The sequence below is a fragment of the Mycobacterium sp. NPDC003449 genome (assembly GCF_053588415.1).
This window is the reverse complement of the sequence record NZ_JBSFPX010000016.1, coordinates 18067-30593: the sequence shown is the minus strand read 5'-3', so window position 1 is coordinate 30593 and position 12527 is coordinate 18067. Positions and strand designations below refer to the sequence as shown.

General features: G+C 68.4%; 13 protein-coding genes. 7 read left to right on the top strand and 6 right to left on the bottom strand.

From position 1 onward, the window contains the following. Positions 1-5: 5 nt before the first annotated feature. Positions 6-1220, bottom strand: a complete 1215-nt coding sequence (gene manD, locus ACWDTP_RS07290) for a D-mannonate dehydratase ManD (protein ID WP_450018047.1) — start codon at positions 1218-1220, stop codon at positions 6-8. Between the two features lie 102 nt (positions 1221-1322). Between manD and ACWDTP_RS07285 the strand changes: the two genes are divergently transcribed. Next, positions 1323-2036: a GntR family transcriptional regulator gene (locus ACWDTP_RS07285; protein ID WP_450018045.1), complete on the top strand. Its 714-nt coding sequence runs from the start codon at positions 1323-1325 to the stop codon at positions 2034-2036. A gap of 31 nt (positions 2037-2067) precedes the next feature. Here the strand turns inward: ACWDTP_RS07285 and ACWDTP_RS07280 are convergent, their stop codons facing one another. Continuing rightward, on the bottom strand, positions 2068-2481 hold the full coding sequence (locus ACWDTP_RS07280; RefSeq protein WP_450018043.1) for a TIGR03667 family PPOX class F420-dependent oxidoreductase: 414 nt from the start codon (positions 2479-2481) through the stop codon (positions 2068-2070). Positions 2482-2504: 23 nt separating this feature from the next. Here ACWDTP_RS07280 and ACWDTP_RS07275 point away from each other — a divergent pair, with 23 nt between their 5' ends. Then, complete coding sequence (locus ACWDTP_RS07275) at positions 2505-3158, top strand: nitroreductase family protein (protein WP_450018041.1); 654 nt, start codon at positions 2505-2507, stop codon at positions 3156-3158. 87 nt (positions 3159-3245) lie between these two features. Here ACWDTP_RS07275 and ACWDTP_RS07270 read toward each other — a convergent pair whose 3' ends face one another. Beyond that, positions 3246-3710: a tRNA (cytidine(34)-2'-O)-methyltransferase gene (locus ACWDTP_RS07270; protein WP_450018040.1), complete on the bottom strand. Its 465-nt coding sequence runs from the start codon at positions 3708-3710 to the stop codon at positions 3246-3248. A gap of 467 nt (positions 3711-4177) precedes the next feature. Here ACWDTP_RS07270 and ACWDTP_RS07265 point away from each other — a divergent pair, with 467 nt between their 5' ends. The 5 genes from ACWDTP_RS07265 to ACWDTP_RS07245 are packed head-to-tail and all read left to right on the top strand — an operon-like array spanning position 4178 to position 8989. Then, complete coding sequence (locus ACWDTP_RS07265) at positions 4178-7027, top strand: ATP-binding protein (protein WP_450018038.1); 2850 nt, start codon at positions 4178-4180, stop codon at positions 7025-7027. Then, entirely contained in the window at positions 7024-7431 is a 408-nt protein-coding gene (locus ACWDTP_RS07260) for a roadblock/LC7 domain-containing protein (RefSeq protein ID WP_450018036.1), read from the top strand. The genes ACWDTP_RS07265 and ACWDTP_RS07260 overlap by 4 nt, the downstream gene beginning before the upstream one ends. A gap of 34 nt (positions 7432-7465) precedes the next feature. Then, complete coding sequence (locus ACWDTP_RS07255; RefSeq protein ID WP_450018034.1) at positions 7466-7831, top strand: DUF742 domain-containing protein; 366 nt, start codon at positions 7466-7468, stop codon at positions 7829-7831. Further along, the gene (locus tag ACWDTP_RS07250; RefSeq protein ID WP_450018032.1) at positions 7812-8420 is read left to right on the top strand and encodes a GTP-binding protein; all 609 of its coding nucleotides are present in this window, start codon (positions 7812-7814) and stop codon (positions 8418-8420) included. The genes ACWDTP_RS07255 and ACWDTP_RS07250 overlap by 20 nt, the downstream gene beginning before the upstream one ends. 2 nt (positions 8421-8422) lie before the next feature. Continuing rightward, entirely contained in the window at positions 8423-8989 is a 567-nt protein-coding gene (locus ACWDTP_RS07245) for a pentapeptide repeat-containing protein (protein ID WP_450018030.1), read from the top strand. A 75-nt stretch (positions 8990-9064) separates the two neighbouring features. On the opposite strand, the gene ACWDTP_RS07240 is transcribed toward ACWDTP_RS07245, so the two are convergent. Genes ACWDTP_RS07240 through ACWDTP_RS07230 form a run of 3 tightly spaced genes read right to left on the bottom strand, consistent with a single transcriptional unit; the run spans position 9065 to position 12500 of the window. Next, positions 9065-9736: a GntR family transcriptional regulator gene (locus ACWDTP_RS07240; protein WP_450018028.1), complete on the bottom strand. Its 672-nt coding sequence runs from the start codon at positions 9734-9736 to the stop codon at positions 9065-9067. Between the two features lie 44 nt (positions 9737-9780). After that, positions 9781-10785 carry an asparaginase gene (locus ACWDTP_RS07235; protein ID WP_450018026.1) on the bottom strand — a complete coding sequence of 335 codons (1005 nt, stop codon included), beginning with the start codon at positions 10783-10785 and terminating at the stop codon, positions 9781-9783. Between the two features lie 59 nt (positions 10786-10844). Further along, complete coding sequence (locus tag ACWDTP_RS07230; RefSeq protein ID WP_450018024.1) at positions 10845-12500, bottom strand: thiamine pyrophosphate-binding protein; 1656 nt, start codon at positions 12498-12500, stop codon at positions 10845-10847. Positions 12501-12527 lie beyond the last annotated feature (27 nt).

The following is a 12527-nucleotide window of genomic DNA, read 5'->3' as shown; positions in this document are numbered from 1 at the left end:
GCGGTTCACCAGTCGTGCACCGTCCCGTCGCGGCGGCGGTTGACCGGCAGGTACTTCGGGTCGTACGGGAACTTCGCCGCGGCGGTCTCGTCGACCTCCACCCCCAGCCCGGGCAGGTCGCCCGGATGCAGATAGCCCCGCGACAGCGTGTACGAGGTGTGGAAGACCTCGCTCGCCGGCTCGGCGTGGCCCATGTACTCCTGGATCCCGAAGTTCGGCACCGAAAGGCCCACCTGCAACGAGGCCGACAGCGACACCGGTGAAAGGTCGCCCGCGCCGTGCGAACCGGTGCGCACGCCGTAGAGCTCCGCGAGGGCGAAGATCCGGCGCAGGTGCGTGATACCGCCCGCGTGCGAGACCGAGGCGCGGATGTAATCGATCAAGCGCTCGGTGATCAGATGCTGGCAGTCCCAGATGGAGTTGAACACCTCGCCGACGGCGAGCGGTGTCGTCGTGTGCTGCCGTACCAGCCGCAGGGATTCCTGGTCTTCGGCCGGCGTGGGGTCTTCGAGCCAGAACAGCCGGTGTGGCTCGAGGTCGCGGCCCAGCCGGCCCGCCTCGATCGGACTGAGCCGGTGGTGCACGTCGTGCAGCAGGTGGAATCCGAAGCCGAACCGCTCGCGGAGCGCGCCAAGCATCTGCGGCACGAACCGCAGATACGGTTCGGTATCCCAGAGATCTTCCCGCGGCCGCGCACTCGAGGCCGGCTCGTACACGGCCTGGCCCTCGCCGGGAAGGCCGTACGTGGTGTCCAGTCCCGGGATGCCGGACTGCGCACGCACCGCGAGATAACCCTGGTCGAGATACCGCGCGACGTCGTCGAGCAGCTCGGGTATGTCGCCTCCGCTGGCGTGTCCGTACACCATCACGCCGTCGCGGGCGGCGCCGCCGAGCAGCTGGTACACCGGCAGCCCGGCGAGCTTGCCTTTGATATCCCACAATGCGACATCGACGGCGGCGATCGCGGTCATCGTCACCGGGCCGCGCCGCCAGTACGCCCCCTTGTACAGGTACTGCCAGACGTCCTCGATGCGGTGCGCGTCGCGGCCGAGCAGCAGCCCGCAGACGTGGTCGCGCAGGTAGGCCGCGACGGCGAGCTCGCGACCGTTCAGTGTCGCGTCGCCCCAGCCGACGACGCCTTCGTCGGTGGTCAGCTTGAGCGTCACATAGTTGCGGCCGGGCGCGGTGACGAGTACGTCGGCCGTGACGATTTTGGTCATGAGGGTGTCCTCCGGGTGGTGACTCTCCGCCATATGAGCACTGCCATACAAGTACTGGAATACGTCGACTGTCAAGGGGTTGCCGCCCGCTAAGGTAAGAGAATGGCCAGCGCAACAGCGAAACCGTCGGCGCGGGTGGTCGTGTACCGGGAGCTGAGGCACCGGATCGTCACCCTGCGGCTGCCGCCTGGCGCACCGTTGTCGGAGAACGAGCTCGCCGCCGAGCTGTCGGTCAGCCGCACCCCGGTACGCGAGGCGCTGCTGCTGCTCGCCGAGGAGGGGCTGGTCCAGGTCTTCCCACAGCTCGGCACGTTCGTCTCCCGCGTCGATCCGCGGCGGGTGGCCGACGCCCAGTTCGTCCGCGAGGCCGTCGAGGTCGCCTCGCTCGCCGACGCCGTCCGGCGGCTGGAGGACGGGACGCTTGCGGCGCTACGGCAGGTGCTCGACGCCCAGCGCGAGGCCGAACACGACGTCGAAGCGTTCTTCCGGCTCGACGAGGAGTTCCACCAGTTGCTGCTCGCCGCCGGCGGGCACGAGAACACCTGGCGCACCGTGGTATCGGCCAAGGCCCACCTCGATCGCGCCCGGCGACTGGGGTTGCGGATGGTCAGTCCGGTGCCCGCGCTGATCCGTCAGCACACCGCGATCGTCGATCACCTCGCGGCCGGCGACCTCGATGCGAGCGTCCAGGCGATGCGTACGCACCTGCAGCTGGTCTTCTCCGACGTCGAGCGGATCCGTAACCGATCCCCCGAACTTTTCGCCACGGACGGTGACCAGCGCCCGGTCCGCAAGACCATCACCGCCTGGGCCTGACCGGTCGCGTCTCCGCGGGCACGGCGCGCCGTCACCCTTCGGCCGGTGTGACCCAGACCTTGTCGATGCGGATCCGCAGCCGCGTGTCGTAGGCGGCCATGGCGTCGGTCAGGCCGAACCGTTCGGCGACGTCGGAATACTTCGCCCAGTACGGGCCGTCCCCGCGGGGGTCGGTGCCGGTGGCATCCACGCCCGCCTCACCGCCGATCGCGATGATCCCGCCGCCGTTGCCGTCGGAGTCCAGGTTCAGGCTCACCCGCGGATGTGTCGTCACGTGACGGACCTTGGCGGCCCCCGGCATCGTGTACACGATCAGGTCGGTGCCGTCGAAGTAGAACCAGACCAGACGCGGCACCGGCTGCCCGGATTTTGCCACGGTGGTCAGCCAGGCGTACTGATCGGATGCCAGACGCCGGGTCACGTCGGAAGTCAACTGGGGGCTCATGGAAGCGAATGTAGTCTCGCGGCATGACAGCCGAACCGACGCTGAACTTGTCAGTTGACGATCTTCTCACCACGACCCGATCGGTGCGCAAACGTCTCGACTTCGAAAAGCCGGTGCCGCGCGCGGTGCTGATGGAATGTCTGGACCTGGCTCTGCAGGCCCCCACCGGATCGAATGCGCAAGGCTGGCAATGGGTTTTCGTCGAGGATCCGGCAAAGAAGAAGGCGCTGGCCGACATCTACCGCACCAACGCGAACCCCTACCTCGATCTGCCCAAGCCCGAGCGCGGCGATATCCGCGACGACCAGATTGAGGCGGTCCAGAGCTCGGCCCGCTATCTCAACGAGAACTTCGAGCAGGCGCCGGTCCTGCTGGTGCCGTGCCTGGAGGGGCGCCCGGACGGGTCTCCGGCCGGGATGAGTGCGTCCTTCTGGGGTTCGCTGCTGCCTGCGGTGTGGAGTTTCATGCTGGCCCTGCGTTCGCGGGGATTGGGCTCGGCGTGGACGACCCTGCATCTGCTCGGCGACGGCGAGAAGCAGGCCGCCGAGGTCCTCGGCATCCCGTTCGACGGGTACGCGCAGGCCGGGCTGTTCCCGATCGCCTACACCAAGGGCACCGATTTCAAGAAGGCCAAGCGGCTGCCGGCCGAACAGTTTACCCACTGGGACAGTTGGTGAGTCAGCCCGGGGCGAGCATATCCCTCACCGGGCCCACCAGGTGATCTTCGACTGGCTCGACGATGTGCTCCGATCCGGGAGGTGAGCTCAGACGGCCCCGGCGAACCCGTGCTGGCGCCACGCCTCGTAGGCGGCCACGGCGGCGGCGTTGGACAGGTTCAGCGACCGCCGCCCGGTCAGCATCGGGATGCGCACCTGCTCGGTGATGTGCGGATCGGCCAGGGTGTCGGCGTCCAGGCCGGTGGGTTCCGGGCCGAACAGCAGCACATCGCCCGGTTGGTAGGCGACGGCGTCGAAGGATGTCGAGGTGTGTGCGGTGAAGGCGTACACCCGGGCCGGCAGCACGGCGCGCCAGGCGCCCGCCAGGTCATCGTGCACGGTCACCGAGGCCAGGTCGTGGTAGTCCAGGCCGGCGCGACGCAACTTGGGTTCGGACAGGTCGAATCCCAGCGGTCGCACCAGATGCAGTTCGCAACCCGTCGCCGCGACCATCCTGATCGCGTTTCCGGTGTTCGGGGCGATCCGCGGCGAATAGAACATGACTCTGAACAAGAGACCTGGCCCTCCCGTGGTTCGCGTTCCAGGCAGACTACGTCCAGGTCGGGCGGGCTCCGAAGGAGCATCCGGTGCAGCTGAAACGTAAGTGACTGTTGAGAATTCCTCTCAACCGTCACAGCCGAGATGGATTGCTGTCGCTGCGGGCAACCGGGTCGCCATGGCAGCAGATCCGTGTCGTGGCCAGGGGCGTCGCGGGCGGGGTGTGCGCCGCCGAACGACGGCTATCCGCTAGCCATCGCTGCGCCGTTTGCTCAGTTACCACACAACTCCGCTACGGCTCGGTCACGAACTTTGTCTGTTCAGTAAGAATTGTGGAAACGCTCGCGGCTGGCTGTCATACTCGTGCAATTGCCAGGCGTACTTACGCCCGCCCGAGCGTGGGCGGAAACAGCAGGAAGCCCTATGACGCACGCTCCAGTACTGAAATGCGGCCGCACCGCCGATAGCACGGTTGGGCGCCGATGACCGCCTTTACCCAGCTGAAACAGGCCGACGGCACCCTTGTCGACTTCACCCCGGCTCCGCCGGCACCGCCGAAACGCCCCGCACGCTGGTCGCCGGCCAACTGGCCGGTTCGGCAGAAAGTGTTCGCGATTGTTCTGGTGCCGCTGATCCTGGCGGCGACGTTCGGTGGACTGCGGATCTACTCCAGCGCCACCGAGGCCTCCGACCTCCGGCTGGCCGCCGACCGCGCCGAGATGATCCCCGACATCGACAGGTATATGGCCTCATTGCAGGACGTCATGGTGGCGGCCACCTCGGGCGGCGACAGCCAGGACGCGCTGAACACCTTCGGCGATCGCAAATCCGATCTGCAGCAGCGGCTGGATTCCACCGACGTGTCCGGCGATGTGCGGCAGGCCGTGGACAACCTGACCGGTCAGGGCCAGGAGCTGGTCGACGCGGTGACGTCGAAATCGGTCGATCTGCGGCAGGGCATCCTGACCTACGCCCCGCTGCTGCTCACCGCCGAGGCCGCGATCACCGGATCGGCGCACAGCGACGACCAGCATGTGCAGGCTCAGGTCGAGGCGCTGTCCCGGGCGATCGGCGCGCGCGGCCAGATGGCCATCCAGCAGATGCTGGTCACCCGGGGCGGTGACCAGCCCGAACCGGTGCTGCGCACATCGATGATCACGATGGCGGGCACCGAACCGTCGACCGTGTCGGCGCTGACCAAGCTGCTGGGCGGAGCGTCCGACGACGCGGCGACGCTGCGCGGTGAGATGGTCAAGCGGATGGGGATGATGTCCAACCCGAGCGTCCCGCTGGTGGGCAATCCCGACCTGCTGGCCTCGCTGCAGGCCACCAACAAGATCGCCGAGCAGATCATCGACGACACCACGACGGCCGTTCCCGCCGCGCTCGAGGCCGAGGCCGACAACGCCCGCGGCGCCGTCATCCGGGGCGCGATCCTGGTGGCGGTGGCCATCATCAGCGCCATCGTGATCGTGTTGCTGGTGGCCCGCTCGCTGGTGCGGCCGCTGCGCACGCTGCGCAACGGCGCGCTCAAGGTGGCCCACGAGGATCTGGCCAAGGAGATCGAGCGGGTTCGCGGGGGCGGTGAACTCAGCGCCGTCACCCCGCTGCCGGTGTACACCACCGAGGAGGTCGGCCAGGTGGCACACGCCGTCGACGAACTCCACGAACAGGCCGTCTTCCTGGCCGGTGAACAGGCCCAGCTGCAGCTGCAGGTGGCCGACATGTTCGAGACGCTATCGCGGCGCAGCCGTTCGCTGGTGGACCAACAGCTAACACTGATCGACCAACTTGAGCGCAACGAGGACGACCCGGACCGGCTGGAGAACCTGTTCCGGCTGGATCACCTGGCGGCCCGGATGCGACGTAACGGTGCCAACCTGCTGGTGCTGTCCGGTTCCAAGGTGACGCGTGAGCACACCCAGCCGGTGGCGCTGGCGACGATCATCAACGCCGCGGCCTCCGAGGTCGAGGACTACACCCGGGTCGCCACCGCGACCGTCGCCGACGCCGAGATCGTCGGCTCGGCCGCGGGTGACCTGATCCACCTGCTGGCCGAACTGCTCGACAATGCGCTGCAGTATTCGCCCCCGGTCTCGCAGGTGCGGGTATCGGCGGTATACGCGGGCAACGGCGGACTGGTCGTCGAGGTCAGCGATATCGGCCTCGGCATGACCGATTCCGATCTGCGCGTCGCCAACACCCGCCTGCAGTCCGGTGGCGAGGTGAACCCGTACACCGCGCGGCACATGGGCCTGTTCGTGGTGGGTCGGCTGGCCACCCAGCACGGTCTGGTGGTCCGGCTGCGCAGCACCATCCCCGACGAGCCGACGTCGGGCACCACCGCGGGCGTGTACGTACCGACCGGGTTGCTGGTCCGCGAGGGCCAGGCATCCGACCCCGGTGCCGACGAGCTGCCCTACGGCAGGCCGGTGGACCCGCCCGCCGGGATCGCGGCGGCGTTGTCGTCGGGCGGTGCGGGATTCGGCGCGGATGCACCGGCCGAACGCCACCTCAACGGCCACGCCGACGTCCCGTTCGGGTTGCTGCTGCCGCAGCGCGATCCCGGGGCCAGCGGCATATCGGAGCTGCCAGGGACGCTCGCGCCGGAGCCCGTGGCCAGGGACGCCGCGGCCGGTGCAGCGGACGCGGCAGATACCGGCGCCGAGGCCGGGGAAGAATGGCCGCAGCAATGGCCGACGGAGGCCGCCGAGGGCGTCGACCCGGCCGAGGCCGAACCGGAACGTGCGGTCCCCACCAACACCGCGTCGTTCTTCGCCTCGCGGGCCCAGGTCGCCGGCAACGGCGCGCACGTGCCCGTGGGTGATGACCTGGCCGCCGAAATCCCCGAGCCGGCCGACCCGGCGGGGGTGTCGGCGACGTCCCCGGATGGGGATTCGATCTACCAGTCCATGGTGTCGGAGTTCGAGATCGACCCGACCACCCACGCGCGCAGCGCCGACCTGGACTGGCAGACCGTATGGGAGAAGGGCTGGTCGGTGGCCGCGGCCGCCCAGGACGCCCCGGTCGAGCAGCGGACCGAGGAAGGTCTGCCGATGCGGACGCCGGGCGCCCGCCTGGTGCCGGGCGGCGTGGCCGCCGTGGTCGGGGAGCCCGCACGCACCAACGGCCGGCACCGCAACGGCGGTGCGCACCGCAACGACAACGGCGCCGGGGCGGTAGCATCTGCTGACGAAGCTGACAGCGATATGTTCGAGGCGTTCCGGCCGCGTGATCCCGAAGCTGTCCGGGCGAGCATCAGCAACCATTTCGGCGGGGTGCACGCCGGACGTTCGCACGCCCGTGAGACCAGAGGAACCGATAACGAATGACCCGTCCGTCACAGCGCGATTCACTGGACTGGCTGGTGTCCAAGTTCGCCCGCGAGGTATCCGGGGTGTCCCATGCGGTGCTGGTCTCGGCCGACGGCCTGCTGATGGCCGCGAGCGAGCAGATGCCGATCGAACGCGCCGACCAACTCGCCGCCGTCGCATCGGGATTGGCCAGTCTGGCCACCGGTGCCTCCCAGCTGTTCGACGGCGGCTATGTGCTGCAGTCGGTGGTCGAGATGGAGAACGGTTACCTGCTGCTGATGCGGGTCGGCGACGGGTCGAACCTGGCGACCCTGGCCGCACGGTCCTGCGATATCGGGCAGATCGGCTACGAGATGGCGATCCTGGTGGAACGCGTCGGCGCCGTGGTGCAGTCGTCGCGACGCGCACCGCAGCCCTCATGACCGCACTCTTCTGACCGACCTGGTGAGTTTGCCGATGGACGAAATCGAACCCGACGACCGCCCGAGTCTGGTGCGGCCATACACGTTGACCGCGGGCCGCACCGACTCCGGCATCCATCTGCCACTGGAGGCACCGGTCGAATCCGTCGACACGGAACGCGAACCGGACTGGTCGGGCCGCGATGTGCGCGGGCAGATCGTAGAGTTATGCGCGGACAGCCCCTCTGTGGCGGAGATCGCCGCACATCTGTCTCTACCGCTCGGCGTGGCGCGCGTGCTGATCGGGGACTTGGTGACACAGGGTTATCTGCGGGTGCAGACGACCCTCGACGATTCGGCGACCTTCGACGAACGACGCGAACTGATAGGAAGGACCCTGCGTGGCCTACGAGCACTCTGAACGGCGCTCGGTCCCAGCCGGCCGCAAGCCCCGCAGGACGGCGTCGACGAAGATCGTCATATCGGGCGGATTCGGGGCGGGCAAAACCACATTCGTCGGGGCGGTTTCGGAGATCATGCCGCTGCGGACCGAGGCGTTGGTCACCAACGTGTCCGAAGGGGTCGACGCCCTGGACGGGACCCCGGACAAGCGCACCACCACCGTGGCGATGGACTTCGGCCGGATCACCCTCGCCGAGGACCTGGTGCTGTACCTGTTCGGCACCCCGGGGCAGCGCCGGTTCTGGTTCATGTGGGACGACCTGGTGCGCGGCGCGATCGGTGCGATCGTCCTGGTCGATGTGCGGCGGTTGCAGGACAGTTTCGCCGCGGTGGACTTCTTCGAGGCCCGCAAGCTGCCGTTCCTGGTGGCGGTCAACGAATTCGACGGCGCCCCCAAACATCCCAGCCAGGCGGTGCGCAAGGCCCTGGCGCTACCCGATCACATCCCGGTGATCAGCGTCGACGCCCGCGACCGCAACTCGGCGAAGTCCGCGCTGATCGCGATCACCGAATACTCGCTGAACACCCTGACCGCGCTGCCCGGTTGAGCGTGGCCGAACTCGCCTGGGCCGACGACGAGTTCGTCGGGGTGGACTTCCGCGCCGACGAATACGACGGGGCACTGAGCCGGCTGCGCACCGAGCGGGTGGTCTTCACCGAATGCGATTTCAGCGGCGTCGACCTGTCCGAGTCCGAACATTCCGGCTCGGCGTTCCGCAACTGCGTGTTCCGCCGGGCCACGCTGTGGCACAGCACATTCACCAACTGCAGCCTGCTCGGCTCGGTGTTCACCGAATGCCGGCTACGGCCGATCACCTTCGTGGAATCGGATCTGACCCTGGCCTCGCTCGGCGGCTGCGATCTGCGGGGTGTGGACCTGTCGGACTGCCGGCTGCGCGAGACCAGCCTGGTCGGAACGGATCTGCGCAAGGCCGTGCTGCGTGGTGCCGACCTCACCGGCTCCCGGGTACAGGACGCCAAGCTCGACGAGGCCGATCTGCTCGGAGCCCGCGTCGACCCCACGTTCTGGACCACCGCGAAGGTGAGTGGGGCCAAGATCGACCTCACCCAGGCGCTGGCCTACGCCGCCGCCCACGGCCTGGTGGTCAGCGGCTGACCCTTTCGGCCGAGCAGACATAAACCTGCCTGGTTTCGGGTGAAAAGGGGCAGGTTTGGGTCTGCTCGGCGGGTGTCACAGCACGTTGTTCTGGTGCGCCTCTTCGATATCGGCAAGGGTCGCGCGCAGGTGGGTGACGGTGACATCGACCGCGCGCTCGACATCGCCGGCCCGGTAACACTCGACGAGTCGCGCGTGTTCGGTGTTGGACTCGGAGATCCGGTCGGAGTTGGCGCCCAATGACAGGGCGACGTACATCGAGGCGCTGTCGCGCAGACCGCTGAGCACCGCGGCCAGCCTGCTCTGCTTGTCGGGCAGGGCGAACAGCGAGTGGAACTGCCGGTTGAGTTCGGACCAAGCCGACAGGCTCGTCGTCCGCTCCAGTTCGTGGCACAGTTCCTCGGCCCGGTCGACGGTCTCCGGCGAGATCGATTCCATCACCCTGCGCACCATGAGTGGTTCCAGCGCGATGCGCATCTCGTAGAGTTCGCGCACCTCGGCCAGGTCGAGGCTGCGCACCCGCGAACCGCGGTGCGGATCGAACACGACGAGTCCCTCGCCCGCCAGATCCCGCAGCGCCTCCCTGACCGGGGTGTTGCTGACATCGAGCTGGGTGGCCAGGTCGGCCTGGATGAGTCGGGTGCCCGCGGCCAGTGTCCCGTTGAGGATGGCTTCCCTCAGGGTTTCGCGCACGTAGACGTGCGCGGTCTGGGCCCGGTTCTGCCCGGCGTTCAGGCCCAATGTCATCGATGCCCCTTCGGCGTTGCGGTCGTGCTGATGTAAGGCTAACGTCACCAGCCCCCACCTCTGCGGACGAATTCGCCCCTGATGTCGTCCCCGGTTGCTCCGGAGGCGATCAGACAGGTCAGCAGGATGCGGGATTTCCTGGCGTCCAGCCATCCCGCCGAGATGACCCCACGGTTCATCAGGTCCGATTCCGACCCGTCGAAGCTGTAGCTGTTGCGGTGCACGCTGCCCGCGCCGGTTCTGGTGGTCAACACCACGGGCAGCGACTCGGCGGCCTTCGTCACCACATCGGCGAACGCGCTCGACACGTGGCCGACACCGAACCCGGCCAGCACGACGCCGTGAAACGTCCCCGCGTCGCAGACCGCTGCAAGGACCTCCCCGGCGTCACCCAGCGATGTCTCGAGCAGAGCGACCCTGGGGGTGCCGAACGGGTCGGGAAGGCGCAGCGGCCGAGGGTGTTCGGCCGTCCCGGCGTATACGGGCACGCCCTCGTCGACGTAGCCGACCGGTCCGAACGACGGGGAGGCGAACGCATCGGGCCCGCTGGCCCGGATCTTGCGCACCCACCGGGCCGGGTGGATCTCGTCGTTGAGCACCACCAGCACGCCCCGGCGCCGGGAGGCCCCGGCGCACGCCACCCGCACCGCGGCGACCAGATTGGCAGGCCCATCGGCCCCCGGCATCTGGGGGGACCGCATCGCCCCGGTGACGATCAGCGGCGCCTCCTGGTCCCAGTAGAGGTCGAGCAGGTAGGCGGATTCCTCGATGGTGTCGGTGCCCTGGATGAGCACCGCGCCGTCCGCTCCGTCCACGACCGCTGCGCGCGCCCAGTTCAGCGCGCGCAGAACATCATCGAACGCCAACGACGGTCCGGGCATGGTGTTCAGCGTCGTCGCGCGCAACTCCGCGATATCGGCGAGCGCCGGTACCGCGCCGAGCAGTTGCTCGGCGCTCAGCGAGGGGCGTACCCCCACGCCGTCGGCGCTGTCCGACGTCATCGCGATGGTTCCGCCGAGGGATGCTGCGGCTACCCGCGGTCTGGCCATGTCGGGCCTCTCTCCTTACCGCGGCCCGCCCGGGGGCGGGCCGCATCGTTTGCGCGGGTTCAATCGTGCCACCACGGCGCCAGCGGGCCCGGCGCCAGTTCATCGGTGACGTGGACGTCGACCACCGCCGATCGGCCCGCTTCGATCTCGGCGATGGCCTGCTTGAGCACCGGCTGCAGTTCCGCGTGCGACGACACCTCGGCGCCGAACGCGCCGAACGCCTTTGGCACATGGGCGAAGTGCTGCTCGAGGAAGTCGACCCCAATGCGCCTGCCGCCGAAGGCGGCGTCCTGGCGCATCCGGATGTGCCCGAGGGTGCTGTTGTTGACGATCACCACGAGTATCGGCGTGCGCAGCCGCACCGCGGTCTCGAGTTCGCCCATGGTCATGGCGAACCCGCCGTCGCCGACCAGGGCGCACACCGTCTTGTCCGGGTGGGCGAACTTGGCCCCGATGGCCCCCGGGATTCCGAAACCCATTGTGCCCGAGGTGGGGTAATGGAACTCGCCGGCCCTGGTGATCGGGAAGTACTGGTCGGCCCAGTGCAGATAGTTGCCGGAGTCCAGGATGAGCCTGCTGTTGTCGGGGAGCAGGTCGCGTAGTTCGCGGACCAGTTCCCGGCCACCGATCGCATCGCCAGCGGTCTGCGCTTCGGTCAGTTGCCGACGGTAGCGGCCGTGTTCGGTCTGCAGCGTTGCCAGCCAGTCGGTCCGGTCGGTCGATGCGGCGGTCGCGCCCGCCGCCCCGGCCCGCAACAGCGGCAGCGCTTGGCGCAGATCACCCGTGATGCCGGTCGTGACCGGATAGATCCGCCCGATCACCGCCGGGTCGATATCGACGTGGATCAGCGCGGCGCCGGGCGCGAAGCGCATCTTGTAATGCTCGGTCATCTGCTCGGAGAAGCGGCAGCCGAGCGCCAGCACCGTATCGGCCTCGGCGATGGCCCGGCGCGCGGCCGGCGAACCGCCGATCCCGGCCATCCCGACGAAGTGCGGGTGCCGGTCGGGCACCGGTTTGCGCAGCCAGGACGACACCACGGGCGTGCCAAGACCCTCGGCGAGGGCGAGCAGATCGGGCTGACCGTCGAACGGGACCCCGCCGCCCGCGATGATCAGCGGCCGGCGCGCCGACGACAGCCGGTCCACCACGCCGGCCAGGGTCTGCCGGTCGATCGTGGTGTGTGCCTCGGGCAGCGTTGGGGGTACATAGTTTTCGATTTCGCGCTGCATGAAGTTGTAGGGGATCGCGATGTGCACCGGGCCGGGGCGGCCGGACAGCGTGCGCCGGTAGGCCTCGTTGAGCAGCTCGGGGACCCGGTTCGGATTGTTGGCCTGCACCGACCATTTGGTGATCGGCTGGTAGAACGCGGCCAGGTCGATCTCCTCGAATGCCTCGTAGCGCTCGTGTTCGTTGCTCACCTGTGCGCTGATCACCACCATCGGCAGGGATTCGACGAACGCGCCCATCACCCCGATCGAGGTGTTGGTCGCCCCCGGCGCCTTGGATGCGGTGACGACGGCGGGCCTGCCGGTCTGGAATGCGTAGGAGTAGGCCATCATCGCCGCGCCCTGCTCGTGGCGGGTGAGTATGAAGGGCACCTCGGTCCCGGCATCGAGCCGGTCGGCGATCTCGAGCAGGCCGTTGCCGAGAATTCCGGCGACGAACGGTGTTTGGATGTCGGCGCACCACTGCGCGATGGCCTCGCAGACTTTCATTATTGTCCTCTCGTCGATGGTGTGATG